22 protein-coding genes are annotated in these 25,172 nt (G+C 70.0%); 13 read left to right on the top strand and 9 right to left on the bottom strand.

Annotated features, from left to right (window positions below; all coding sequences use genetic code 11):
* Positions 1-68: 68 nt before the first annotated feature.
* The 4 genes from ACIQD6_RS32430 to ACIQD6_RS32415 all read left to right on the top strand — a co-directional run bounded on the left by ACIQD6_RS32430 (position 69) and on the right by ACIQD6_RS32415 (position 2,972).
* Positions 69-230, top strand: a complete 162-nt coding sequence (locus ACIQD6_RS32430) for a DUF4177 domain-containing protein (protein ID WP_014178397.1) — start codon at positions 69-71, stop codon at positions 228-230.
* Positions 227-697 carry a RidA family protein gene (locus ACIQD6_RS32425; RefSeq protein ID WP_401889581.1) on the top strand — a complete coding sequence of 157 codons (471 nt, stop codon included), beginning with the start codon at positions 227-229 and terminating at the stop codon, positions 695-697. Before ACIQD6_RS32430 ends, ACIQD6_RS32425 begins: the two co-directional genes overlap by 4 nt.
* Positions 698-1,023: 326 nt before the next feature.
* Complete coding sequence (locus tag ACIQD6_RS32420; RefSeq protein WP_401889578.1) at positions 1,024-2,145, top strand: NUDIX hydrolase; 1,122 nt, start codon at positions 1,024-1,026, stop codon at positions 2,143-2,145.
* Positions 2,142-2,972 carry an MBL fold metallo-hydrolase gene (locus tag ACIQD6_RS32415; protein ID WP_401889576.1) on the top strand — a complete coding sequence of 277 codons (831 nt, stop codon included), beginning with the start codon at positions 2,142-2,144 and terminating at the stop codon, positions 2,970-2,972. The genes ACIQD6_RS32420 and ACIQD6_RS32415 overlap by 4 nt, the downstream gene beginning before the upstream one ends.
* Before the next feature lie 174 nt (positions 2,973-3,146).
* Here ACIQD6_RS32415 and ACIQD6_RS32410 read toward each other — a convergent pair whose 3' ends face one another.
* Positions 3,147-3,821, bottom strand: a complete 675-nt coding sequence (locus ACIQD6_RS32410) for a Crp/Fnr family transcriptional regulator (protein ID WP_030353254.1) — start codon at positions 3,819-3,821, stop codon at positions 3,147-3,149.
* Positions 3,822-4,089: 268 nt separating this feature from the next.
* Between ACIQD6_RS32410 and nth the strand changes: the two genes are divergently transcribed.
* From nth to ACIQD6_RS32395, 3 genes are all read left to right on the top strand, one after another.
* Positions 4,090-4,980, top strand: a complete 891-nt coding sequence (nth, locus tag ACIQD6_RS32405; protein ID WP_401889574.1) for an endonuclease III — start codon at positions 4,090-4,092, stop codon at positions 4,978-4,980.
* A gap of 221 nt (positions 4,981-5,201) precedes the next feature.
* On the top strand, positions 5,202-5,906 hold the full coding sequence (locus ACIQD6_RS32400) for an NUDIX hydrolase (protein WP_401889572.1): 705 nt from the start codon (positions 5,202-5,204) through the stop codon (positions 5,904-5,906).
* 159 nt (positions 5,907-6,065) lie between these two features.
* Positions 6,066-7,265 (top strand): MarP family serine protease, encoded by a 1,200-nt coding sequence (locus ACIQD6_RS32395; protein WP_401889569.1) that lies wholly within the window; start codon positions 6,066-6,068, stop codon positions 7,263-7,265.
* A gap of 60 nt (positions 7,266-7,325) precedes the next feature.
* On the opposite strand, the gene ACIQD6_RS32390 is transcribed toward ACIQD6_RS32395, so the two are convergent.
* The 6 genes from ACIQD6_RS32390 to ACIQD6_RS32365 all read right to left on the bottom strand — a co-directional run bounded on the left by ACIQD6_RS32390 (position 7,326) and on the right by ACIQD6_RS32365 (position 15,946).
* Positions 7,326-7,505 carry a hypothetical protein gene (locus ACIQD6_RS32390; RefSeq protein ID WP_401889567.1) on the bottom strand — a complete coding sequence of 60 codons (180 nt, stop codon included), beginning with the start codon at positions 7,503-7,505 and terminating at the stop codon, positions 7,326-7,328.
* 258 nt (positions 7,506-7,763) lie between these two features.
* Positions 7,764-8,678, bottom strand: coding sequence for an alpha/beta fold hydrolase (locus ACIQD6_RS32385; protein WP_401889564.1), 915 nt, complete (start codon positions 8,676-8,678; stop codon positions 7,764-7,766).
* Positions 8,679-8,869: 191 nt separating this feature from the next.
* Entirely contained in the window at positions 8,870-9,364 is a 495-nt protein-coding gene (locus ACIQD6_RS32380) for a phage holin family protein (RefSeq protein WP_401889562.1), read from the bottom strand.
* Between the two features lie 64 nt (positions 9,365-9,428).
* Positions 9,429-10,865, bottom strand: a complete 1,437-nt coding sequence (gene nhaA, locus ACIQD6_RS32375; protein ID WP_401889560.1) for a Na+/H+ antiporter NhaA — start codon at positions 10,863-10,865, stop codon at positions 9,429-9,431.
* 288 nt (positions 10,866-11,153) lie between these two features.
* Positions 11,154-13,109 carry an acetate--CoA ligase gene (acs, locus tag ACIQD6_RS32370; RefSeq protein WP_401889558.1) on the bottom strand — a complete coding sequence of 652 codons (1,956 nt, stop codon included), beginning with the start codon at positions 13,107-13,109 and terminating at the stop codon, positions 11,154-11,156.
* A 320-nt stretch (positions 13,110-13,429) separates the two neighbouring features.
* Positions 13,430-15,946 carry a bifunctional SulP family inorganic anion transporter/carbonic anhydrase gene (locus ACIQD6_RS32365; protein WP_401889556.1) on the bottom strand — a complete coding sequence of 839 codons (2,517 nt, stop codon included), beginning with the start codon at positions 15,944-15,946 and terminating at the stop codon, positions 13,430-13,432.
* A gap of 304 nt (positions 15,947-16,250) precedes the next feature.
* On the opposite strand from ACIQD6_RS32365, the gene ACIQD6_RS32360 reads away from it, so the two are divergent.
* Positions 16,251-17,522, top strand: coding sequence for a hypothetical protein (locus ACIQD6_RS32360; RefSeq protein ID WP_401889554.1), 1,272 nt, complete (start codon positions 16,251-16,253; stop codon positions 17,520-17,522).
* An 18-nt stretch (positions 17,523-17,540) separates the two neighbouring features.
* On the opposite strand, the gene ACIQD6_RS32355 is transcribed toward ACIQD6_RS32360, so the two are convergent.
* Entirely contained in the window at positions 17,541-18,527 is a 987-nt protein-coding gene (locus tag ACIQD6_RS32355; protein WP_401889551.1) for an ATP-binding protein, read from the bottom strand.
* 102 nt (positions 18,528-18,629) lie between these two features.
* Between ACIQD6_RS32355 and ACIQD6_RS32350 the strand changes: the two genes are divergently transcribed.
* A complete protein-coding gene (locus ACIQD6_RS32350; RefSeq protein ID WP_401889549.1) occupies positions 18,630-19,508 on the top strand; it encodes an oxidoreductase in 879 nt (292 codons plus the stop codon).
* A gap of 362 nt (positions 19,509-19,870) precedes the next feature.
* On the opposite strand, the gene ACIQD6_RS32345 is transcribed toward ACIQD6_RS32350, so the two are convergent.
* Positions 19,871-20,707 (bottom strand): HAD family hydrolase, encoded by an 837-nt coding sequence (locus tag ACIQD6_RS32345; protein WP_401889546.1) that lies wholly within the window; start codon positions 20,705-20,707, stop codon positions 19,871-19,873.
* A gap of 511 nt (positions 20,708-21,218) precedes the next feature.
* Here ACIQD6_RS32345 and ssd point away from each other — a divergent pair.
* Genes ssd through ACIQD6_RS32325 form a run of 4 tightly spaced genes read left to right on the top strand, consistent with a single transcriptional unit; the run spans position 21,219 to position 25,133 of the window.
* Entirely contained in the window at positions 21,219-22,316 is a 1,098-nt protein-coding gene (gene ssd / locus ACIQD6_RS32340) for a septum site-determining protein Ssd (RefSeq protein ID WP_401889543.1), read from the top strand.
* The gene (locus tag ACIQD6_RS32335) at positions 22,313-23,476 is read left to right on the top strand and encodes a TadA family conjugal transfer-associated ATPase (RefSeq protein WP_401889541.1); all 1,164 of its coding nucleotides are present in this window, start codon (positions 22,313-22,315) and stop codon (positions 23,474-23,476) included. The genes ssd and ACIQD6_RS32335 overlap by 4 nt, the downstream gene beginning before the upstream one ends.
* Complete coding sequence (locus ACIQD6_RS32330; RefSeq protein WP_401889538.1) at positions 23,473-24,354, top strand: type II secretion system F family protein; 882 nt, start codon at positions 23,473-23,475, stop codon at positions 24,352-24,354. Before ACIQD6_RS32335 ends, ACIQD6_RS32330 begins: the two co-directional genes overlap by 4 nt.
* Positions 24,351-25,133: a type II secretion system F family protein gene (locus tag ACIQD6_RS32325; protein WP_401889536.1), complete on the top strand. Its 783-nt coding sequence runs from the start codon at positions 24,351-24,353 to the stop codon at positions 25,131-25,133. Before ACIQD6_RS32330 ends, ACIQD6_RS32325 begins: the two co-directional genes overlap by 4 nt.
* The last annotated feature ends 39 nt before the right edge of the window (positions 25,134-25,172 follow it).

The raw sequence follows: 25,172 nt of genomic DNA, 5'->3' as shown, positions 1-25,172 counted from the left end.
TCGAGCCTAACCAGTACGGCCGCGGGCTACGCACGAGGCCGCCGGGAGCTACGACTACAGTCGGGCACATGACCAAGTGGGAATACGCGACCGTGCCTCTTCTCGTACACGCGACCAAGCAGATTCTGGACACCTGGGGCGAGGACGGCTGGGAGCTTGTCCAGGTCGTCCCCGGGCCGAACAACCCGGAGCAGCTGGTGGCCTACCTGAAGCGGGAGAAAGCCGCATGAGCGGGGCCGTGGAGGCCACCCTCGCCGAACTGGGGCTGACGCTGCCCGAGGTCGTACCGCCGCTGGCCGCCTATCAGCCCGCCGTCCGGAGCGGGGCGTACGTCTACACGTCGGGCCAGCTCCCGATGGTGGAGGGCAAGCTTCCGGTCACCGGCAAGGTCGGTGCCGAGGTCACCGCGGAAGAGGCCAAGGAACTGGCCCGTACCTGCGCGCTCAACGCCCTGGCGGCGGTGAAATCGGTCACCGGCGACCTGGACCGCATCGCGCGCGTGGTCAAGGTCACCGGCTTCGTCGCCTCGGCCTCGGACTTCACTGGTCAGCCGGGCGTCATCAACGGCGCCAGCGAACTGCTGGGCGAGGTCCTCGGCGACAAGGGAGTGCACGCGCGCAGCGCCGTGGGTGTGGCGGTGCTGCCGCTGGACGCACCGGTCGAGGTGGAGATCCAGGTCGAGCTGACCGAGGCGTAGGGCTTCCCCGGGGCTTTCCCGAGGAAGACCCAGGGAGGCCTGGGGCCGCTCGTTTGCCCCTGACGACAGCCGATTCTCTGATCGCCGACGGCCTGATGAGGGGACCGAGATCCCGCTTGGTGCGTGTACGGATGCGCACCGGGCGGGATCTTCTCTGTTCTCGGGGGCGTGCACGGTCAGGGTTGCGCGGTGCACGGTGTCCGTGGCGGTCGGGCGTGCACGGGTGTTCACGGCATCGCACACGCGGCGGTCGGGCGCGCTCGGTGTTCACGGCATCGCACCAGTTGCCTCTCGAACATCCTCGCGTCAGCGCATAGCATCCGGCCATGCCCAATGGTCAGTGGTACCCGCCCGAATGGCCTGAGCGGATCCGTGCCCTCGCCGCCGGTGAGATCACCGCGGCGACGCCCCGGCGGGCCGCGACCGTGATGCTCCTGCGCGACGACGCGGGCGGCTCCGGTGGCCCTGCCCCGCTCTCCGCTGGTCCCGCCCCCGCCTCTGCCCCGTACTCCGGCGACGGGCTCGCCGTCCATATGCTGCGGCGCCGGGCCTCCATGGCCTTCGCGGCCGGTGCGTACGCGTATCCCGGCGGCGGAGTCGATCCGAGGGACGACGACCGGCTCGTCGGCTGGGCGGGGCCCAGCCGCGACGTGTGGGCGCGGCGGCTCGGAGTGGACGCCGCGTCCGCGCAGGCCATCGTCTGCGCGGCGGTCCGGGAGACGTACGAGGAGGCCGGCGTCCTGCTCGCGGGGGAGAGTGCCGGGACGGTGGTGGACGACACCACGGGCGACGGCTGGGAGGCCGACCGGGCGGCCCTGGTCGAGCGCGAACTGTCCTTCGCGGACTTCCTGGACCGGCGCGGACTGGTACTGCGCAGCGATCTGCTCGGCGCGTGGGCCCGCTGGATCACCCCGGAGTTCGAGCCGCGCCGCTACGACACCTGGTTCTTCGTGGCCGCGCTGCCGGCGGGCCAGCGGACCAGGAACGCCTCGACGGAGGCCGACCGTACGGTGTGGATCAGGCCGGCCGAGGCGACGGAGGCGTACGACAGGGGCGAGCTGCTGATGATGCCGCCGACCGTTTCGACGCTGCGCGAGCTCCGGTCGTACGGTACGGCCGCCGAGGCGCTCGCCGGTGCCGACGGACGCGATCTGACGCCTGTGCTGGCCACGGCCAGGCTGGAGGGCGGGGAACTGGTGCTGAGTTGGCCGGGGCACGACGAGTTCACCAAGCGCCTGGATGCCACGGGACCTGATGGCCCAGGCGGTGTCGGCGCTGGTCGCACTGATGCGGCCCACCCGGCTGATGCTGCCGGTCCCACTGGTCCAGTTGGTCCCGTTGATCCCGCTGGTCCTGCCGAGTCTGCGGATTCTGCCGGTTCTGGTGGCCCCGTGGATCCCGCCCGCTCCGCCGATTCGGCGGGTCGGGCCGACAGGAGCCCCCGATGACCGACGCGGCTGCCCTTCCCGGCCGGCCGCGCGGCGGGGTGCTGTCCGGCCCCGCCACCGCCCGCGCCATCAATGTGCTCGCCCCGAACCCCTCCGCGATGACCCTCGACGGCACCAACACGTGGATCGTCTCCGAGCCGGACTCGGAACTGGCGGTCGTCATCGACCCGGGTCCGCTCGACGACACACATCTCAAGGCGGTCATCGCCACCGCGGAGAAGGCGGGGAAGCGGATCGCGCTGACTCTTCTCACCCACGGCCACCCGGACCACGCGGCCGGCGCGGCGCGCTTCGCCGCCCTGACCCGTACGTCCGTCCGCGCCCTGGACCCGGCGCTGCGTCTCGGGGACGAGGGGCTGGCGGCCGGAGACGTCATCACCACCGGCGGCCTCGACATGCGGGTCGTTCCCACCCCGGGCCACACCGCCGACTCGCTCTGTTTCCACCTGCCCGCCGACCGCGCGGTGCTGACCGGCGACACCGTCCTCGGCCGCGGCACCACGGTCGTCGCGCACCCCGACGGCCGGCTCGGCGACTACCTCGACTCGCTCCGCCGGCTGCGCTCGCTCACGGTGGACGACGGCGTCCACACGATCCTGCCGGGCCACGGCGCCGTACTGGAGGACGCCCAGGGCGCGGTGGAGTTCTACCTCGCCCATCGCGCGCACCGCCTCGCCCAGGTGGAGACGGCCGTCGAGAACGGCCACCGGCTGCCCTCCGAGGTGGTGGCGCAGGTCTACGCGGCCGTGGACAGATCCCTGTGGCCGGCGGCCGAGCTGTCGGTACGCGCGCAGCTCGAATACCTGCGGGAACACGGCCTGATCTAGCCAGGCCTGTCCGGCGGACAGGCCCTGGGCGAAGAGGGACAGGTCCCAGGCAGAAAGAAGGGCCGCTTCCGACCGATCTGTCGGCCGGAAGCGGCCCTTCTTTAAGAGGAGGCCCTTTTAGGAGGGGGTCCTCCAGGAGTCCTGAAGGAGGTCCCTGGCCGGGATGCCGTCCCGTCAGCGCGAGCGCTTCGCGAGACGCTCCACGTCCAGCAGGATCACCGCGCGCGCCTCCAGGCGCAGCCAGCCGCGCTGTGCGAAGTCGGCGAGCGCCTTGTTGACCGTCTCGCGGGAGGCGCCGACCAGCTGGGCCAGCTCTTCCTGGGTCAGGTCGTGGACGACGTGGATGCCTTCCTCCGACTGCACGCCGAAGCGGCGCGACAGGTCGAGGAGGGCACGGGCCACGCGGCCGGGAACGTCCGAGAAGACCAGATCGGACATCTGGTCGTTGGTCTTGCGCAGCCTGCGGGCGACGGCGCGCAGCAGGGCTGTGGCCACCTCCGGGCGGGCGTTCAGCCAGGGCTGGAGGTCGCCGTGACCGAGGCCGAGGAGCTTGACCTCGGTGAGCGCGCTGGCGGTGGCGGTGCGCGGGCCCGGGTCGAAGAGGGACAGCTCGCCGATCAGCTCTCCGGGGCCGAGTACAGCCAGCATGTTCTCGCGGCCGTCGGGGGAGGTGCGGTGCAGCTTGACCTTGCCCTCGGTGACCACGTAAAGGCGGTCGCCGGGGTCGCCCTCGTGGAAAAGCGCGTCGCCGCGGGCGAGCGTCGCTTCACTCATCGAGGCGCGGAGCTCCGCCGCCTGCTCGTCATCGAGCGCCGCGAAGAGCGGGGCACGCCGCAGAACGTCGTCCACGTGTTCTCTCCTTGTCGACCTGCTCAGGGAACCGTGGTCCCCACCTGCTCGGGACCGTGGTCCCCATGATGCCGTACGTGCCGCTTCTTCTCGGGTGGCTGGCTTTTCCTGGGCTGCTTCACCCTCTGCCGAATTCCGGTTGTTCGAAACCATGCGATCAGTCACAAGTTTGACGTACGGGCGTGCCCCACTGTGCCCTGGGGGCCGATTCGAGTGGTGATCGGCCGTGGCCGGGGCGGATGTCAGTGGAGGGCTTTACGCTGGCCGGGTGTCCAACTCGCCGGTGACAGCGCAGGCCAAGGGGGCTGGAAGAGTGTCCGCGGAGAGCAATTCCGCTGTGGGCGAACAGTCCTCAGTGAAACCGAAAAAAGCCACAAAAGGGTCAACAGTCAAGCCAGAGTCGAGACTGGCGATGGTCCGCCGGGCCCGCCGGATAAATCGCGAACTGGCCGAGGTGTATCCGTACGCCCATCCCGAGCTGGATTTTCGCAATCCGTTCGAGCTGCTGGTGGCGACGGTCCTGTCGGCCCAGACGACCGACCTCCGGGTCAACCAGACGACGCCCGCGCTCTTCGCGAAGTATCCGACGCCCGAGGACATGGCGGCGGCCGTGCCGGAGGAGCTGGAGGCGGTCATCCGCCCGACGGGCTTCTTCCGCGCCAAGGCGAAGTCGCTCATAGGTCTGTCCACGGCTCTGCGCGACCGCTTCGACGGCGAGGTCCCCGGCCGGCTGGCGGACCTGGTGACGCTGCCGGGTGTGGGCCGCAAGACGGCCAACGTCGTTCTGGGCAATGCCTTCGGCGTCGCCGGCCTCACTGTCGACACGCACTTCGGCCGGCTGGTCCGCCGCTGGAAGTGGACCGACCAGGAGGACCCGGAGAAGGTCGAGGCTGAGATCGCCGCGATCTTTCCCAAGAGCGAGTGGACGATGCTGTCGCACCGGGTGATCTTCCACGGCCGCCGCATCTGCCACTCCCGTAAACCGGCCTGTGGCGCTTGCCCGATCGCGCATCTCTGCCCTTCGTACGGAGAAGGGGAGACGGATCCGGAGAAGGCGAGGAAGCTCCTCAAGTACGAGATGGGCGGCTACCCGGGCCAGCGGCTCAGCCCGCCCGCCGACTACCCGGGCAAGCCCGCCCCGCCGCTGGGCGCCGCATGAGGCTCCGTACCGGGCCCAAGCGGACGGCGGGGCTCCGGCCGCATTGAGCAGGCGACGGAGCCGCGCCGTATGAGGTCACGAACGGGACAGCGGCACGAACGGGACAGCGACACAAGCGGAACAGCGGCATGAACGGGACAGGGACAGGGGCACGAACGAGTGGAGCCGGACCAGGGCGGAACGATCCGGCCGATGGCAGGCGTTGTCCGACAGGGGTGCCTATGACGCGCGCTGAAGAGACCTACGACGACCCGGCGAGCGGGATCGACGTCACGACCGACGGGCTGCCGGACTGGCTGATGCCCGTCGTGAGCGCGGCGCGGACCGTGGCGCCGGAGCAGCTCAGCCGCTTTCTGCCGCCCGAGAGCGGCAGCGGGCGGCAGTCGGCCGTGCTCATCCTCTTCGGCGAGGGGAAGCGGGGGCCCGAGCTGCTGCTCATGGAGCGCTCCAGCAGCCTGCGCTCACATCCCGGACAGCCCTCGTTCCCCGGCGGCGCCCTCGACCCGGGGGACGGAGACCCGGCGGCCTCGGGACCGCTGCGGGCCGCGCTCCGGGAGGCCGAGGAGGAGACCGGTCTCGATCCCTCGGGTGTCCAGCTCTTCGGGGTGCTGCCCAAGCTGTACATCCCGGTGAGCGGCTTCGTGGTGACGCCCGTGCTCGGCTGGTGGCGTGCGCCCACCCCCGTCGGCGTCGTGGACCCCGCCGAGACGGCCCGGGTCTTCACCGTGCCCGTGGCAGATCTCACGGACCCCGCCAACCGCGTGACCGCCCACCACCCCAGCGGTCACCACGGCCCGGCTTTTCTGGTCGCGTCTGCCCTGGTCTGGGGCTTCACGGCCGGAGTGATCGACCGAATTCTGCATTTCGCGGGCTGGGAGCGGCCGTGGAACCGCTCCCGGCAGGTCCCGCTCGATTGGCGCCCATGACAGGCTGACGTACCGCGCCCCTTCCAGGGGCTGTGACAATGGCGGCCCCCGCGAGGGGCCGCCCCGGGTCCGGTCCCATCAGCCGGGCGGGCCCTCCGTACTGCAGGCCGGTCGATGCCGACCGGAGACGAATCCGCGAGGCAAGCGAGGCTATTGACGGTGAACGTGCTGGACATCCTGCTGCTGCTCGCCGCCGTGTGGTTCGCGATCGTCGGCTACCGCCAGGGATTCGTCGTCGGCATTCTGTCGGTGATCGGCTTCCTCGGCGGCGGTCTCGTCGCCGTCTATCTCCTCCCCGTGGTCTGGGCCAAGATGACCCAGGACTCGGAGGTCTCCACCACGGCCGCCGTCGTCGCGGTCGTCATAGTGATCGTCTGTGCCTCCGTCGGCCAGGCCTTCACCACCCACCTCGGCAACAAACTCCGCCGCTACATCACGTGGTCACCCGCCCGCGCCCTGGACGCCACCGGCGGCGCGCTGGTCAACGTCGTGGCCATGCTGATGGTCGCCTGGCTGATCGGCTCTGCCCTCGCCGGCACCTCGCTGCCGACGCTCGGCAAGGAGGTCCGTAGCTCCAAGGTGCTGCTCGGGGTCTCCCAGGTGGCCCCCCGTCAGGCATCGACGTGGTTCACGGACTTCTCCTCCGTGCTGGCCCAGAAGGGCTTCCCGCCGGTCTTCAGCCCGTTCGCCAATGAGCCCATCACCGAGGTCAGCCCCCCGGATCCGGCGCTCGCCGGCAGCCGGGTCGCCGCCGAGGCCAAGAAGTCCATCGTGAAGGTCGTCGGTACGGCCCAGAGCTGCGGCAAGGTTCTCGAAGGCTCCGGATTCGTCTTCTCCGACCGCCGGGTGATGACCAACGCGCATGTGGTCGGCGGTGTGAACGAGCCCACGGTCCAGATAGGCGGTGAGGGGCGGCTGTACGACGCCAAGGTCGTCCTCTACGACTGGCGGCGCGACATCGCCGTACTGGATGTGCCGAACCTCCCGGCGAAACCGCTCCAGTTCACCGGCTCCGACGCCACGAGCAGCGACGGCGCGATCGTCGCGGGCTTCCCGGAGAACGGCGCGTACGACGTACGCTCCGCGCGTGTCCGGGGCCGCATCGACGCCAACGGGCCCGACATCTACCGCCGCAGTGAAGTCCGCCGCGATGTCTACTCGCTCTTCACCACCGTGCGCCAGGGCAACTCCGGAGGTCCGCTCCTCACCCCGGAGGGCAAGGTGTACGGAGTCATCTTCGCGCGATCGCTCGACGACCCCCAGACCGGCTATGCCCTGACGGCGGACGAGATCCGCGAGGACATCACGCTCGGCCGGACGGCCAACCAGCAGGTCGACACGCAGCAGTGCGCGCTGTAGGAGCGCGGTAGGCGCGGGGTCCCGGTCCGGAGGCGGAGGCCCCGGGCCGGGGCGCCGCGTCTACGTACGCTGATGGCGCAGTCGGGCCGAGACCCAGCGGGCCCTGCGGCGGAGGATGAGGGAAATACCGAGCCGGGGATCGTCGCCCTGATCTTCCGGGTGGCCCCTCTTGTGGGTGATCGGCGCAGAGGCCGAGCGGCGGTTGCGTGCTGCGTCACCGTAGTCGTGCGTCCAGCCCATACCCCGACGTTTTCCCGTGCCCCGTGGTCGGTAACCGCCCGGGAGGGGGCCAATTGGCCTATGCGGGAGGCAATTGGCTGTTCGTAGGACAAGTGTTCGCGGGTCGGTGGAAGACCGTCGGTCGGTGTTGTGCCGACGCCAACGCCGACGCCGGCGGTCAAGGCCGCGGCCGGGAGCAGGACCGGACGTTCTTCAAGGACTTGCGTCAGGACCGGCGAGGACCCGCGTCAGGATCGGCGGCAGAACCCGCGACTTGAGTCAGCGGTCCGGCTCGGGGTCCTTGAGCCAGTTGATGAGTTCCGAGGAGAACGCCGCCGGGTCCTCCTCGTGCGGGAAGTGCCCCAACCCGTCGAACAGCCGCCAGCGGTACGGCGCTTCCACATACTCGGCCGACCCCGCCGTGCTGCGTGTCCGCATCGCCGGATCGAGGGACCCGTGCAGCTGGAGCGTCGGCACCCGCACCGGGCGCTTCATCCGCCGGTTGAACTGGATGCCGTCAGGGCGCGCCATCGACCGCACCATCCAGCGGTACGGCTCGATCGAGCAGTGCGCCGTCGACGGGATGGTCATCGCGCGCCGGTAGACTTCGATCGCCTCGTCGTCGGGGAGTCCGGGCCCGGACCACTCCCGGATCAACTGCCCCACCAGCGCCGCGTCGTCCGCCACGAGCTGACGCTCCGGCAGCCAGGGGCGCTGAAAACCCCAGATGTACGATCCGGCCCGGCTCTGCGAGAAGTCGGAGAGCATCGCCGAACGCCAGCGGCGCGGGTGCGGCATCGAGGACACCGCGAGCCGGCGCACCAGCTTGGGCCGCATCACGGCGGCGGTCCAGGCGAGATAGCCACCCAGGTCATGCCCGACGAGCGCGGCGTCGGGTTCCCCGAGGGAGCGCACCACGCCGGTGATGTCGAGGGCCAGGTTGGCGGGGTCGTAACCCCGGGGCGTACGGTCGCTGCCGCCCACGCCCCGGAGATCCATGGCCACCGCCCGGTAGCCAGCGTCCGCCAGTGCCGTCAGCTGATGCCGCCAGGTCCACCAGAACTGCGGGAAGCCGTGCAGTAGCAGTACCAGCGGCCCGTCGCCCATCTCGGCGATGTGGAAGCGAGCACCGTTGGCCGCCACATCACGGTGGGTCCAGGGACCGTCGAGACGTACGGCCGAGGCCGGGGTCACGGCAGACGCGGAACCAGGCGCCGGGGCACGTGCCGGGGCAGGTGCCGGACCGGCGGCTGAATCTGGAGCCGAGCCAGGTGCCGAGCCAGGTGCCGAGCCTGATGTCGTGCCGGGGGGCGTGCCGAAAGCCTTGCCGGGGATTTCGCCCGGGGTATCGCTGGGGGTCTTGCCGGCGTCGGAATCGGGGGCGGTCATGCAGTCGAGCGTGCCACAGACTTGGTGTCCTCCCGGACCTCGCGGGGGTGCGGCTTCACGTTCTGGAGAACAGCCGCCGTCTCCTTGGCGGAGGCGATGCTCTTCTCCGGCGGCTTGACCTTCTTGAACTTCATGACGGCGAGCCCCGCGAGCAACGCGGCGAGCAGCAGGAATGCCGCGCCCACGATCAGGAACGACCAGGCCAGGCCGAGCCCCAGATTGTGGATCCCGTACGCGGCGGCGAAGCTCAGCACCGGCAGCGAGAACAGGGCGAAGACACCCGCGATGGTGATGGCGCCACCACCGACCGCGCCACGCTTGACGTCCTGTCGGATCTCGGCCTTGGCCAGGGCGATCTCGTCGTGCACCAGTGCGGACATCTCGGCGGTCGCCGCGGCGACCAGCTGGCCGACACTGCGGTCGGCACTGACAACTTCGACCACCGTGCCGCTCCGGACAGCGCCGTCGGCGTGCTTACCGTGGTCGCTCATCGGTGACTCCCTCGTCTCGCTCTACTCGTCTACGGATCCGCTCGTCTACCGATCCGTTGTCAGATCATGCCGGACTGTCGTCGTCCTCGCGCGTTGCCCCCGCGTGTTCCGCCAGCCGGCGATGTTCCGCGGCCTTCGCCTCGTACAGCGTGGCCATGCGCAGGTGGTACCCCGGATCGTCCTGCTCATAGACGTCGGGGATGCCGTCCTGATCTTCGTCGCGCTCCTCGTCCTCGTACAGCGCGCGGTATGTGCGAACGCGCAGCTTCAACAGGACACCGGAGACGACGGCCGCGATCACCGAGCCTGTCAGCACCGCCGCCTTCACCTCGTCGGTGAGTGCGGGGTCCGTCGTGAAGGCCAGTTCGCCGATGAGCAGGGAGACCGTGAAGCCGATTCCGGCGAGGGAAGCGAGGGCGAAGACATCGGGCCAGGCGAGATCCTCGTTCAGTTCGGCCCGGGTGAAGCGCGCCGCCAGCCACGTACCGCCGAAGATGCCGACCGCCTTGCCGACCACCAGGCCCAGCACGACCCCGAGAGTCTCCGGCCGGGTGAAGACCTGGCCGAGCGCGCTGCCGGAGACCGGGACGCCGGCGGAGAAGAGGGCGAACAGCGGTACGGCCAGACCTGCCGAGACCGGACGGACCAGATGCTCGACGCGCTCGCCGGGAGACTGCTCCTCGCCCTCGCGCCGGACGCAACGGAGCATCAGGCCCATCGCGACACCGGCGATGGTGGCGTGTACACCGCTGTTGTACATCAGGCCCCAGATGACCAGGGCCAGCGGAACGTACACGTACCACCCGCGCACGCCCTTCCTCAGCAGCACCCAGAAGAGGGCCAGGCCGACGAATGCGCCGCCGAGCGCGGCGAAGTTCAGATCGCTGGTGAAGAACACGGCGATGATCAGGATCGCGAAGAGATCGTCGACGACCGCGAGGGTGAGCAGGAAGGCGCGCAGCGCGGAGGGCAGCGAGGTGCCGATGACCGCGAGGACGGCGAGCGCGAACGCGATATCGGTGGCGGTGGGGACGGCCCAGCCGCCCAACGACCCGCCGCCCACACTGTTGACCAGCACATATACGAGTGCGGGCGCGACCATGCCGGACAGTGCGGCTATGACGGGAAGCGCGGCGGCCCTGGGATCGCGCAACTCACCGGCCACCAGCTCGCGCTTGAGCTCGATGCCGGCGACGAAGAAGAAGATCGCGAGAAGACCGTCGGCCGCCCAGTGCTGTACGGAGAGGTCGAGGCCGAGCGCGGCAGGTCCGGCGTGGAAGGCGCTCACGGATGCGTAACTGCCGCTCAGCGGGGTGTTCGCCCAGATCAGGGCGGTGAGGGCGGCGATGAGCAGGAGTACGCCACCGACGGTCTCGGTACGCAGCGCGTCCGCGAGGTAGTTCCGCTCGGGCAGCGAGAGACGGCCGAGGAACTTACGGGAGGTGGGGGTGGGCGCGGGCACGAGGAGGACCTCCGGGGCGGTGAGGCGGACATGACGCATCGCATGCCGACCAGACTTCCCGGCGCACCCAGAATCACTTGTGGTGTTGTGGACCTGCTTGACGCTGTTGGCGTTCCTGCTGCTGTTGACGCGGCGCTAACCTTACCCGGGGTGCGTGGGGGACGTATCGGGTGATTTTCACTTTAGGTGCGGTCCGGGACAAGTGCGGTCCGGACCGGCGCGGGGAGGGGCCGATGTGGAGCGGGGCACCCGGTGTGCCCGGGTGCCCCGCTCCTTACGCGTGCCGCTGCCGCTGCCGCTTGCTCAGCAGCACAGCTGCTCAGCCGCTCAGTCGTCGCTGCTCGCGCTGGGCAGCTGACTCTGGATGAGATCCATGACGGACGCGTCGGTGAGGGTGGTGACATCGCCGAGTTCGCGGTTCTCCGCGATGTCCCGCAGGAGGCGCCGCATGATCTTGCCGGAGCGGGTCTTGGGCAGCTCCGCGACCGGGAGGATCCGCTTGGGCTTGGCGATCGGACCGAGCGCGGTGCTCACGTGGTTGCGCAACTCGGCCACCAGGCCGCCATCGACGGTGGCGGTGCCGCGCAGGATGACAAAGGCGACGATGGCCTGGCCGGTGGTCTCGTCGGCCGCGCCGACGACAGCGGCCTCGGCGACCTTGGAGTGGGAGACGAGGGCGGATTCGACCTCGGTGGTGGAGATGTTGTGGCCGGACACCAGCATCACGTCATCGACGCGGCCCAGCAGCCAGATGTCGCCGTCGTCGTCCTTCTTGGCGCCGTCCCCGGCGAAGTACGTGCCTTCGAAGCGGGACCAGTACGTGTCGATGAACCGCTGGTCGTCGCCCCAGATCGTGCGCAGCATCGAGGGCCAGGGCTCGGTCAGGACGAGATAGCCGCCGCCCCCGTTGGGCACCTCGTGGGCCTCGTCGTCGACCACGGTCGCGGAGATCCCGGGCAGGGCGCGCTGGGCGGAGCCCGGCTTGGTCTCGGTCACACCCGGCAGCGGGGAGATCATCATGGCCCCGGTCTCGGTCTGCCACCAGGTGTCCACGATCGGTGCCTTGCCGGCGCCGATGTTCTCGCGGTACCAGATCCACGCTTCGGGGTTGATCGGCTCGCCGACCGATCCCAGCACGCGCAGGGAGGTCAGATCGAACTTGGCGGGGATGTCGTCGCCCCACTTCATGAACGTACGGATCGCGGTCGGTGCCGTGTAGAGGATCGTCACCCCGTACTTCTGCACGATCTCCCAGAACCGCCCCTGGTGCGGGGTGTCGGGGGTGCCTTCGTACATGACCTGGGTGGCGCCGTTGGCCAGGGGCCCGTACACGATGTACGAGTGGCCGGTCACCCAGCCGACGTCGGCCGTGCACCAGTACACGTCCGATTCGGGCTTGAGGTCGAAGACGGCGTGGTGGGTGTAGGCCGTCTGGGTGAGGTAGCCGCCCGAGGTGTGCAGGATGCCCTTCGGCTTACCCGTCGTGCCCGAGGTGTAGAGGATGAAGAGCGGGTGCTCCGCGTCGAACGCCTCCGGGGTGTGCTCCGAGGACTGACGCCCCACGATGTCGTGCCACCACACGTCCCGTGAATCGTCGAAGGCGGTGTCCTGGCCCGTACGGCGCACCACCAGCACATGCTCGACCTGCGGGCACTTGGCGACGGCTCCGTCGATGGCCGGCTTGAGCGCGGTCGGCTTGCCTCGGCGGTAACCGCCGTCGGCGGTGATGACCAGCTTGGCGTCCGCGTCCTGGATGCGGGAGGCGACGGCGTCGGCCGAGAAGCCGCCGAACACCACGGAGTGCGGGGCCCCGATCCGGGCGCAGGCCAGCATGGCGATCGCGGCCTCGGGGATCATCGGCAGGTATACGGCGACCCGGTCGCCCTTGCGTACGCCCAGTTCGGTGAGCGCGTTGGCGGCCCGGGACACTTCGTCCTTGAGCTCCGCGTAGGTGATGGCGCGGCTGTCGCCCGGCTCGCCCTCGAAGTGGATCGCGACGCGGTCGCCGTGGCCGGCTTCCACGTGGCGGTCGACGCAGTTGTAGGCGACGTTCAACTCGCCGTCGGCGAACCACTTCGCGAAGGGAGGGTTCGACCAGTCCAGCGTCTCGGTCGGCTCGGTGACCCAGGTGAGCCGCCTCGCCTGCTCGGCCCAGAAGCCAAGCCTGTCCGCCTCGGCCCGCTCGTACGCCTCCGCCGTCACATTGGCGTGTGCGGCCAGCTCGACCGGCGGCGCGAAGCGCCGTTCTTCCTTGAGCAGGTTGGCCAGGCTTTCGTTGCTCACGACATCTCCCTTTCCCAGGGCGTCCTATGCGTCCCCGGCTAGCTCATCAGGCGAATGCCCGGGTGACAAGGGGCTTCAGAAAATTGGTTTAGACCTGTATGGCGAGGGCTGTGTGGTGCCTGCCCCGCACGGGTGTCTGTATGTGCTCTCGACTGGCTGACGGTTCGGGACGACGCTTCGGGGTGGCTGCTCGGGCGGTCGGTTCGGGACGGCGGTTCGGCTCCGGGCGATGCTGTCCGGGCCGCCGGAGAAAGGCCCTCTTCCCCGGGGCAGATGGGGAAGGGGGCCACACACTCTCACGGATGCGGTACGGGACCGGTTCAGGCGCGCGACTCCTCCAGCGCGGTCGGGGACACCCGGTTGAACACCTCTTCTTCCCCGCCGCGGTCGTCGCTGGACCCGACGCCGTCCGCCAGCAGATACGCCTGGGCCTCGCCGACATGGAAGTACATCCCATGAAGCTCCAGCGCGCCCTCGGCCAGTCTGCGCGCCACCGACTCATGAGCCCGTAGATGCTCCAACTGCTGGATCACATTGGTCAGACAGAGCTGCTCGACGGCATCGACGGGGAGTCGTCCGGCGATCCTGGCCCAGGGATGGTGCCGGCTCCTCATCCGCTCCAGGCTGGGCAGTCCGTGGCGCAGCCACCGCCGCAACGGTGTCGGCCCGGATGCCGAGGTGAGTGCCTGCGGCTCGGGCGTGTTCAACAGGGCCTGCATCGCGCCGCATCCCGAATGCCCGCAGACGGTGATGGACTGCACCCGCAACACCTCAACCGCGTACTCGATGGCGGCGGCCACCGAATCGTCCGCGCCGTCCGCTCCCGGCGGCGGCACCAGATTGCCCACATTCCGTACGGTGAAGAGGTCACCCGGGCCGCTGGACGTGATCATGCTCGTGACCAGTCGGGAGTCGGCGCAGGTGAGGAAGAGCTGGGAGGGCCGCTGGCCTTCGCGCGCCAGCCGCTCCAGCTCACCGCGCACCAGCGGAGCCGTATGGCGCTGGAAGGAGCTGAGCCCGCTGGCCAGTTGACGGCTGCCGGACATGCGAGCCGCGCCGCCCGTCCCGTCGCCACCTGCCTCGTCGCCGCCTACCCCGTGCCCGCCCTCGGCCCGACTGCTGTCGGTCCCTTTGCCCCCGGACCGCGCACCGTCGGTCCCTGCCCCGCCGTTCTGTGCGCAGTGGTGGTTACGCCACGGGGTCCAGGGCCGGCAACAGGCATGGGACTTCGTGGCGGGCTCGGCGATGCTGGCCCCCGCCGGGCTGGTGAACTCGGCCGTACCGCCCCGGGCGGTGTGCGCGGTCCGCCAGTCGTGCAGGGCTTCGTGCGCGGCGTGGTCCATGAAGGACCCGTCGAGTTCGATGACGCAGTCGGTGTCCTGAGGTACTTGATGCAGGGTCCGGGTGAGTCTCGGCACCGCGAGAAACGTCAACTGGCCACGGACCCGCACACGGTGGACACCGCCTCGCTCCTCCGCCGTGATCCGTGTCCTGGTCAGCCGGTGCAGCGCCACCGCGACAGCCACCGCGATCCCGATGAGGACTCCTTCCAGCACGCCGGTGAGCAGCACGGCGGTCAGTGTGACCGCGTACACCAGCATTTCGCGGTTCCGCCGCACGCTGCGCAGATGCGTGAGGTTCACCATCTGGACCCCGACGAACATCACCAGCGCGGCCAGGGCGGCCAGCGGGATCAGATCGAGCACGGGCACCAGCAGCAGGGCCGCGACCGCGATCCACAGGCCGTGCAACATCGTGGAGTGCCGACTCACGCCGCCCGCGGCCACATTCGCGGCGCTGCGCACGGCGACCCCGGTGACGGGCAGTCCGCCGAGCGCGCCGGACAGCGCGTTCCCCGCGCCCTGTCCGGCCAGCTCCCGGTCGAGGCGGGCCCGTGGGATCCGGACGCGCGGTTCCTTGCGCGCGGCGACCAACTTGTCCACCGCGACCGCGGACAGCAGTGATTCGACGCTGCCGACCAAGGTGACGGTGAGGACGGCGGCGAGCAGACCGAGCACCGGTCCGTCGGGCAGCTCGGGCAGCGCATGGCTGCGCCAGGACGGCAGATGGACGCGTTCCAGGTCGATCCCGACGAGGGCCGCGACGGCGGTCGCGGCGGCCACCGCGGCGAGGGTGGCCGGGAGCTTGCGGACAACCCGGCCCGTGCGTCCCGGAATTCGCGGCCAGAGGAGGAGTACGGCGACGGTCAGGGCGCTCACGGAGACCGCGCCCGGGTGCAGATCGGCCAACTGGGCGGGAAGTCCACGCACATTGTCGACGGCGGAGCTCTGGGGTGAGCCGCCGAGCACGATATGGAGTTGGGCGAGGGCGATGGTGAGGCCGATGCCGGCGAGCATGCCGTGCACGATCGCCGGGCTGACGGCGAGCGCCGAACGGGCCACTCGCAGCGCCGCGAGAGCGAGTTGAGCGAGGCCGGCGCAGATGGTGATGGCGCAGGTCGTGCGCCAGCCGTACCGCTGGATCAGGTCGGCCGTGATGACGGTCAGCCCGGCCGCGGGGCCGCTGACCTGGAGCGGCGCCCCGCCCAGCCGGCCGACGACCAGACCGCCGACCGCGGCGGCCACCAGCCCCGCCTGGAGCGGTGCCCCGGTGGCGAGCGCGATGCCCAGGGAGAGCGGCAACGCGATCAGAAAGACGGAGATCGAAGCGGACAGATCGGCGCCGGCGATCCGGAACCCACGGCCGCCCGGAGGCGAGTCGTGCGGTCGCCGGAAACGTGAGATGCGCGAGGTGAGTGTGCGCGGCGAATCGGTTGCGGTTTCGGCGTGGGCGGTCAGAGACGTGTGGTCGGTGCGAGTGGGGACGCAGGCAGACATATTTCCCGTCTCCTCCGGGGCGGCGCGGTCGCGGAATGTGGGTCGCGGCCGTGAGGCACGGCGTGTAGCGGCGGGACGCTTCCTTCAACTATTGGTAAATGGATCGTAATGGAGAGTAAAGATTCTGGCTGGTCATTCGGGGCAAATGGTCTAAGCATTCACTCGGGCTGGTGATTAGTAATTTCGTACGGCTTGTCATTTCTTCTTCTTATCGGTCTCGGTGCGACGTTGTTGGCGCTCGGCGCCGGCCGGCATATCGCCGCTCGGCACGTCGGTACCGAAACCTGAAGGAAGAGGTGGGCGGATGCTGGCCGCCACAAAGAAAATCGCCTTCGGCGCGGCTGTCATGGCGCTCGCCGTAGGCGTTGCCGGATGTTCCGGTGCGCCGGATGCCCAGAAGGGTGCGCACGGAGCCAACAAGAAGGCCCCCGAGGCGCCCAAGAACGCGGTACGGCTCATCGGCGACGGCTCGACGGCATTCACCGGTGTCCAGCCGCACCTGGCCAAGCCGCAGCGCCTCAAGCCCGGTCAGAAGCCACCGCAGTTCGTGGTGTTCTCCTGGGACGGCGCGGGCGAGGACAGCCAGAAGCTCTTCTCCCACTTCCGTGACGTGGGAAAGAAGTACAACGCGACGATGACGTACTTCCTGAGCGGCGTCTATCTGCTCCCCGAGGAGAAGGCGAAGATGTACAACCCGCCTCAGCACTCACCGGGCAGCTCGGACATCGGTTTCAACGACACGCAGGGAATCAAGGACACCTTGCGGGAACTGCGCGGTGCCTGGCGTGACGGGAATGAGATCGGCACCCACTTCAATGGCCACTTCTGCGGCAAGGACGGCGGCGTCGGCACCTGGTCCGTCGATGAATGGAAGAGCGAGATCAAGCAGGCCAAGTCCTTTGTGAAGGGCTGGAAGACCAATGCCGGTCTGACGAACGAGGCCCCGCTGCCTTTCGATTACGACAAGGAGATGGTCGGCGGTCGCACCCCCTGCCTGGAAGGGCAGAAGAACATGATGCTGGCCGCTCGGACGATGGGCTTCCGCTATGACTCCAGCGGCATCGGAAATCAGGTCTGGCCGAAGAAGAAGGACGGCCTCTGGGACATTCCGCTGCAACTGGTCCCGGTGCCCGGCCGCGAATTCGAGACTCTCTCGATGGACTACAACTTCATGTTCAACCAGTCGGGGACGGTCAAGGGCGACCCGTCGCAGCACGAGTACTGGGGCAACCAGATGCGTGACGGCCTGCTCGAGGCCTTCGACCGCGCCCACAAGGGAAACCGCGCCCCGCTGATCATCGGCAACCACTTCGAGTCCTGGAACGGCGGCACCTACATGCGCGCCATCGAAGAGACCATGAAGACGGTCTGTACGCAGAAGGACGTGCGGTGCGTGTCGTTCCGGGAGCTCGCCGACTGGCTCGACGTGCAGGACCCGGGGACCCTGAAGAAGTTGCGCGGTCTCGGCGTCGGCAAGGCTCCCAAAGGCGGATGGCCGTCGTTCACCGCCGCCACGGCCGCGACTTCCCCCGCGGCCACGGCGGGCCGGTCAGCCGCCCATGCCAAGCAGCACTGACGGCGCCGGGGCCTCGCCTCAGGACGGCTGAGGTACGGCGAGCGTCTCGCTGAGGACGAAGTCGGGGTCGACCTGCGTGGCCAGGTCGACGCCCGTCTTCGCGTTCCCCCAGCTCTCCGCGTTCCTGAGGTGGAAGTGGATCATCTGCTGCGTGTACGTCTCCCAGTCGCGCTGCTCGTACGAGTCCTCCGCCGCGTCCTGAAGGGTCTGGAGCGCACAGCGGTTGTCCGCCTCCAGCAACTCGAAGCGGGCGGGCCGGCCCTTCTCCATTTCCCTGACCCAGTTGGAGTGCCCCACCGCGACAAGCAGGTCGTCGCCCACTTCCGTACGGAGGAAGTCCAGGTCGTCCGGGCCCTGCACCTTGTTGCCGACGACCTTCAGCGAGACCCCGAAGTCCCGCGCGTACTCCTTGTACTGGCGGTAGACGGACACGCCCTTGCGTGTGGGCTCGGCCACCAGGAAGGTCATGTCGAACCGGGTGAACATCCCGGAGGCGAACGAGTCCGAGCCGGCCGTCATATCGACCACCACGTACTCGTCGGGTCCGTCGACCAGATGGTTGAGGCACAACTCGACCGCGCCGACCTTGGAGTGGTAGCAGGCCACCCCGAGGTCGGACTCGACGAAGGGGCCGGTGGCCATCAGGCGGATCTCGCCGTCGTCCAGCCGCACGGTGCGGGCGCAGGCGTCGTACACCGGATTGGACTCACCGACCCGGAGCAGCCGCGATCCGTTGCCCGGCGGAGTCGTTTTGATCATCGCCTCGACGGAGCTGATGCGCGGGTTGCTGCCCCGTAGGTAGTCCTTGATCAGAGGAAGGTGCGCACCCATCGCGGGCAGCGCGGCGGATTCCCGCTCATCAAGACCGAGCGCGGCCCCCAGGTGCTGGTTGATGTCGGCGTCCACCGCGATGACGGGGGCCTCGTTGGCGGTCAGGTGGCGGATGAAGAGCGAGGACAGCGTGGTCTTGCCGCTGCCGCCCTTGCCCACGAAAGCGATCTTCATGTTCACGTAGGGTAGTAGAACTCTCGCTCAAGGTGATGTTCTTCCGTGAAGAAGACCACTCCAAGGTGGGGCGTGCGCCGTGGGCGCGTAGCCTCCTTACCTATGAGTACGACTGCCTCTGACGCCTCCTCCGCGCCGCGGCCGGAGGACCCCCTGGTCACGCTGGCCTCCCTGCCGGGGATTCCCGACGTGGTGGATTCCGTACGCAAGGCTGTCGACCGCGTCTATGGGCACCGCGTGATGCGGCGCCGCAGTAACGAGGTCACCTCGGAAGCGGCCTTGCGTGCCGCGCGGGGATCCGCCGCGCTGTCCGGTGCCGACTGGGCGCTCGAAGAGGTGCGCCGTCGTAGCGACTTCGGCTCGGAGGCCGAGGCTCGTACGGTCGGTGCGGCCTTGCGGCTGAATGCCGAAGCCGGCCAACTCCTTTCCGTCTGGGGTCAGTCGCCGTTGCGCGTACTGGCCCGACTGCACCTCGTGGCCGCAGGGGGCGTGGGCGTCTCCGACGAGACGGTGGGGCGGCCGCGACTGTCGGGCGAGCCGGTCGTCGAGGTGCCGGGGGTCGACACCGCCGGGCCGCTGACCGAGGCTCCGCTGCCGGAGGCCGGCGAGGTGGCGGGACGACTGGACGGGCTCTCGGGGCTGGTGCGCACGACAAGTGCGGCGCCCGCGCTCGTGACGGCCGCCGTGGTGCATGGCGAACTACTGGCGCTGCGGCCCTTCGGTTCGTACAACGGACTGGTCGCTCGGGCGGCCGAGCGGGTCGTGCTGGTCGGGAGCGGTCTCGATCCCAAGTCCATCTGCCCGGCGGAGGTCGGCCACGCGGAGCTGGGGCGCGCGGCGTACGCGGCCGCGTTCGACGGCTATCTGTCAGGGACCCCGGACGGTATGGCGGCGTGGATCACCCACTGCGGGCGCGCGGTCGAGCTGGGTGTACGGGAGTCCACGGCCGTCTGTGAGGCGCTTCAGCGCGGCGCTGCCTGAACACGGTTGCGGCGGCACCGTGGCCGGTACCGCCGCTCGCACGTCCACGGAGTTACCAAGCGTCCTCGTAATGTTGCCCATCAGGTCGGGTACTTCGCCCGTCACCTGGTGCGGCTGGCCCGTAATCGACGGGTCGACGTCGCGTGGGTACTCCGCTTTCATGTTCGGTCCGTGGGGCCTGATGCGTTAACTGGTGATCCTCTCGGATGTCCTTGGTCTCGCGGGCCGTTGAGTCCTTTCTACTCCTGTGCGCGGGGATGCGGAACCCCTGTCCGGACTTCTTTACTTTTAGGTTCAAACAGGGGTAAAGCGGCCGTCTGCTGTACAGCTTCCGGCCGCCGCGGGCCCCGGCCGGGCGTCGTTCAGGCGTGCGTGGACTGCCGGCGCCGACTGGCGTACCAGACGAGGCCGGCTGTCGCGGCCGCCGCTCCCACCGCGGCCGCCGCGACCAGTGCCGGGCGGGGCGGCATGGAGAAGGCGGGCAACCGCTGCTTGAGCCGAACGGGCCGGTTGAAGACGAGAATCGGCCATTCCCGCGCTGTCGCCTCCCGTCGCAGCGCGCGGTCCGGGTTCACCGCGTAGGGGTGGCCGACCGACTTGAGCATGGGCACGTCGGTGATGGAGTCGCTGTACGCGTAGCAGCGGGACAGGTCGTATCCCTCGGACTCGGCGAGCGCCTTGACGGCCTCGGCCTTGGTCGGGCCGTAGGCGTAGTACTCGACTTCACCCGTGAAGCAGCCGTCGGAGCCGACGACCATCCGGGTGGCCACGACCCGGTCGGCGCCGAGAAGCTCGCCGATCGGCTCGACGACCTCCGCCCCCGAAGTGGAGACGATCACGACATCGCGGCCGGCGGTGTGGTGTTCCTCGATGAGGGACGCGGCCTCGTCGTAGATGATCGGATCGATCAGGTCATGCAGAGTCTCGGCGACGATCTCTTTGACCTGCTGGACGTTCCAGCCCTTGCAGAGCGCCGAGAGATACTCCCGCATCCGCTCCATCTGGTCATGATCGGCGCCTCCGGCGAGGAAGACGAACTGCGCGTATGCGGTGCGCAGTACGGCGCGACGGTTGATCAGGCCGCCTTGGTAGAACGACTTGCTGAAGGTCAACGTCGATGACTTCGCAATGACCGTCTTGTCCAGGTCAAAGAAGGCTGCTGTACGAGGCAAGGAGTGGTTTTCCACGAGGCCGAGCATATGCGCCCACCATTCGGCGTAAGCTGGGGCGCGTGGGTTTGCCTGAGAAGGCTCTCGGGTACACCATGGAAGTCACGGATCGTTCGCGACCGTGCTAACCCGGTCCGGCTCCTCCCCCCCCGAGTCGGCCGTGGGGACGACCCCCGCTCTCCCCCCCGGCGGGGGTCGTCGCATGTCCGGACGCGTTTTCGGCTCTCGAATCCAGCCGTCCTCCCTCCTTCTGTGCCTTGAGCGCGGCGACCTCGACCCAAGCATGCCCGTGACTGTGCGTAGTCGATGCACTGCTCTCCGGAAGTCACTGGTATGAGCTACCGGGATATTCACAAGTGGCGAGTTGTCCACAGTTTTCAAGCAAGATCCACACGATTTCCCGTTGCACTGCACGGTGATTCCGACCGCGAAGTTCGCGGAAGCCGGAATCGCGGATACCGGATCACTTCGAGATCGCCGAGAGAAGCGCTCGCGGATCCGGATCCAAGCAGAGAAAGGGGAGAAGATCGTGGCTGGATCCATGACTTCCGATCGTTCACAAGTGGCGGACGGTCGCCGGGTCGGACCGTTGATCGTCACCGAGGATGTGGAGTTGCTCGACGATCTGCTGAGGCTGTGTGCCGCGGCGGGCGCCGACCCGGAAGTGCACCACACCGTGCCGGAGCGGAAAGGGTGTTGGGAGGACGCTCCGATGGTCCTCGTCGGGGACGACGCGGCCTCCCGCTGCCGCGGCGCCACCCGTCGGCGGGGCGTGATGCTCGTCGGACGGGACCAGGACGACCCGGGCGTATGGCGGCGGGCGGTGGAGATCGGCGCCGACTGCGTGCTGCGGCTGCCCGACGCGGAGAACTGGCTCGTCGACCGGATCGCGGACGCGGCCGAGGGGGTGGGACGACAGGCGCTCACCGTCGGCGTGATCGGCGGCCGGGGCGGCGCCGGAGCCTCGACGTTGGCCTGTGCCCTGGCCGTCACCTCGGCCCGAGCCGGGCGACGCACGATGCTCATCGACGGAGATCCGCTCGGTGGCGGGCTCGATGTGCTGCTCGGCGGCGAGCAGGCGGAAGGCAGACGGTGGCCGGATTTCGCCGCTTCCAGAGGGCGGATGGCGGGCGGTGCGCTGGAGGAGTCGCTGCCCCGCCTCCATGAGCTGCGGGTGCTCAGCTGGGATCGTGGAGATTCGGTGGTCATTCGGCCGGAGGCCATGAGGTCGGTGCTCGCGGCGGCCCGCAGGCGGGCCGGTGTCGTGGTCGTGGATCTCCCGCGCCGGGTCGACGAGTCCGCGGCGGAGGCCCTGGCCCAGCTGGATGTCGGTTTGCTGGTGGTGCCCGCCGAGTTGCGGGCCGTCGCGGCGGCCGGCCGGGTGGCCTCGATGGCGGGCATGGTGCTCAAGGACCTGCGGGCGGTCGTCCGCGGTCCGTATGCGGCCGGGCTGGACGAGCAGTGGATCGCCGATGCGCTCCGGCTGCCGCTGGCGGGCGAACTGCCTTTGGAGCCCGGCCTGTCGGAGGACCAGGACGGTGGGGCTCCGCCGGGATCCCGTGCGCGGGGACCGCTGGCCGCGTTCTGCACGGCCTTCTGGGAGCGGGCCCTGGCCGGGGACGGGAGCGTGACGTCGTGAGCGCCGGGGCGACGGCCGGTGGGCTGTTGGACGCCGTACGGCAGCGGCTCGCGGAGAGCGGGTCGGACCCGACACCCGCCCGGGTGGCGGCGGCCTTACGGGCCCAGGGGCGGCTGCTGGGCGACACGGAAGTGCTCGGTGCGGCAGAGGAGTTGCGGTGCGAGCTGGTGGGGACGGGCCCGCTGGAGCCCCTGCTCGCCGACCCTTCGGTGACGGACGTGCTGGTCTCCGCACCCGACCGGGTGTGGGTGGACCGGGGCGGGGGGCTTGAGCTCACTGCCGTGTCGTTCGCCGACGCCGCCTCCGTACGGAGGCTGGCGCAGCGGCTCGCGGCCGCGGCGGGGCGTCGGCTGGACGACGCCCGGCCCTGGGTGGACGCCCGGCTGCCCGACGGGACCAGGATGCACGCGGTGCTGCCACCGGTGGCGGTCGGTTCGACCTGCCTGTCGCTGCGGGTGGTACGTCCCAAGGCGTTCTCGCCGGCGGAACTGACCGAGGCGGGGACGGTGCCGCCGGGCGGGGAGCGAGTGCTGCGGGCGCTGGTCGAGGCCCGGTTGTCGTTCCTGATCAGCGGGGGGACCGGTACGGGTAAGACGACGCTCCTGTCCACTCTGCTCGGCCTGGTCGGGGACCGCGAGCGGATCGTACTGGCCGAGGATTCGGCCGAGTTGAGACCCGACCACCCCCATGTGGTGCGGCTGGAAGGCCGGCCGGCGAACCAGGAGGGCGCGGGCCTGGTGACGCTGCGGGACCTGGTCCGTCAGGCGCTGCGCATGCGACCGGACCGACTGGTCGTCGGAGAGGTGCGCGGCCATGAAGTCACCGAGCTGCTGGCCGCCTTGAACACGGGGCACGAGGGCGGCTGCGGGACTGTGCACGCCAATACCGCGGCGGACGTGCCCGCCCGACTGGAGGCCCTGGGGACCGCGGCGGGGCTCGACCGGGCAGCACTGCACAGTCAGTTGGCGGCCGCGCTGTCGGTTGTGATCCATCTCGTACGGGATTGTGACGGGCGGCGGCGGATCGCCGAGGTGCATGTGCTGGAGCGGGACGCCGCGGGGTTGGTGGTGCCGGTGCCCGCGTTGCGCTGGGGCGCCGAGGGATTCGCGTACGAGCGGGGCTGGCCGCGGTTGCTGACGCTGCTCGGAGGTGCGCTGTGACGACGACGCTCGTGGCGGCCTCCGCCTGCGCGGCGGCGCTCTGCGCGGGAGGCGTGGCCTGGCTGACGGTCGGCCAGGAGCGCGGTCTTCGGCGGGCCAGGCTGCTGATCGCGGACGGCGCCGCGGTGGAGAGCGCCGTGCCGGGGGCGCCGCCGTGGGAGCGGTGGCTGCCGAGGGCCCGTGGATGGGCACGGAGGGCGCGCGGGGAGTGGCTCTGTCTGCCGGTGGCGGTCGTGCTCGCCGTGCTCGGCGAGTCGGTCCTGCCGCTCGTCGGGGGCGCGCTGGCGGTGCCGCTCGTGAGACGGCGGTTGAAGGCCAGGGAGACGAGGAGGATGCGAGAGCGGAGAGCCGACGGGATCGTCGCGCTGTGCGGTGTGGCAGCGGCGGAGTTACGGGCCGGCCTCCAGCCCGTACAGGCCCTGCTGGCCGCCGCGGGGGCCACCGGTGGCCTGGGAGGCGCGGAGGCCGCCGTACTGGCCGCGGCGCGGTTCGGCGGGGACGTCCCCGGCGCGCTGCGGCAGGCGGCGCGTGAGCCGGGAGCTGACGGCCTCGTGGGGCTCGCGGCCTGCTGGCGGGTGTCCGTGGACGGTGGTGCGGGGCTCGCGGACGGCCTGGACCGCCTGGAATCCGCGCTGCGGGCGGAGAGGGATCAACAGGAAGGGCTGCGGGCCCAGCTGGCGGGCGCCTGGTCGACGGTCGTCGTGCTCGCGCTGCTCCCGGTGGTGGGGCTGGCGATGGGCTGGGCACTGGGCGCGGATCCACTGCGCGTGCTGTTCCACACCCCGGCGGGCCTGGGGTGCCTGGCGGTGGGCGGGCTGCTGGAAGGCACGGGCCTGTGGTGGGCCGCGCGGATCGTCCGGACGGGGGAGGCGTCATGACCGGACTCTCCGCCCACAGCCTGTGGACGGTGGTCCTGGCGCTCGCTGTTGTGGGGTGCCTGGCCCTCATGGTGGCGGCCGGGCGGCGCGAACACCGCGTGCGTGGGCGGCTGACGGCGATGCTGGCGGTCGAGCGCGGCCGACGGCGGCCGGGGCGGGGTCCGTCGCGGGCGGCGGGGACGTGGGCGCGACGCTGGGGCCCGCCGCTGGCGACGGCGGTCACCGGATGGGTCCTCGTCGGTGGAGTGGCCGGCTGGGCGGTGGGGCTCGCGGGCGCGTACGGGGTCAGCCGATGGCTGCGTACCAGGAAGCCTGACGACCGGACGGGGGGCGAGGCGACGGCGCGTCAGCTGCCCCTCGCCGCTGACCTGATGGCCGCCTGCGTCGCTGCCGGTGCGGGACCGCGTGAGGCCGCCGAGGCGGTCGGTGAGTCGCTGGGCGGGCCTGTCGGCGATCAACTGGCCCTGACCGCCGCAGAGCTCCGGCTCGGCGGCGAACCGGCCGAGGCGTGGGGGCGCTTCGGCGAGATACCGGGTGCGGCGGGGCTGGCCCGCTGTCTGGAACGTGCCGGGTCCTCCGGAGCGCCGGCGGCGGAGCCGGTGTCCCGGCTGGCCGAGAGCTTCCGGGCGGAGCGGTCCCGGTCCGCCCTTGCCAGGGCCCAGCGGGCCCAGGTGTTGATCACCGGCCCGGTGGGGCTGTGCTTCCTGCCCGCCTTTCTGGCGGTGGGCGTGGCGCCGGTGGTCATCGGGCTGGCGAGCGGGCTGCTGAAAGGCAATTGAGTTCTTCGAGATTTCCGACTGTTCCTACGGGGAGGCCGA

The sequence above is a fragment of the Streptomyces sp. NPDC088400 genome (assembly GCF_044753355.1).
GTDB lineage: Bacteria > Actinomycetota > Actinomycetes > Streptomycetales > Streptomycetaceae > Streptomyces.
This window is presented reverse-complemented; position numbering and strand designations above follow the sequence as displayed.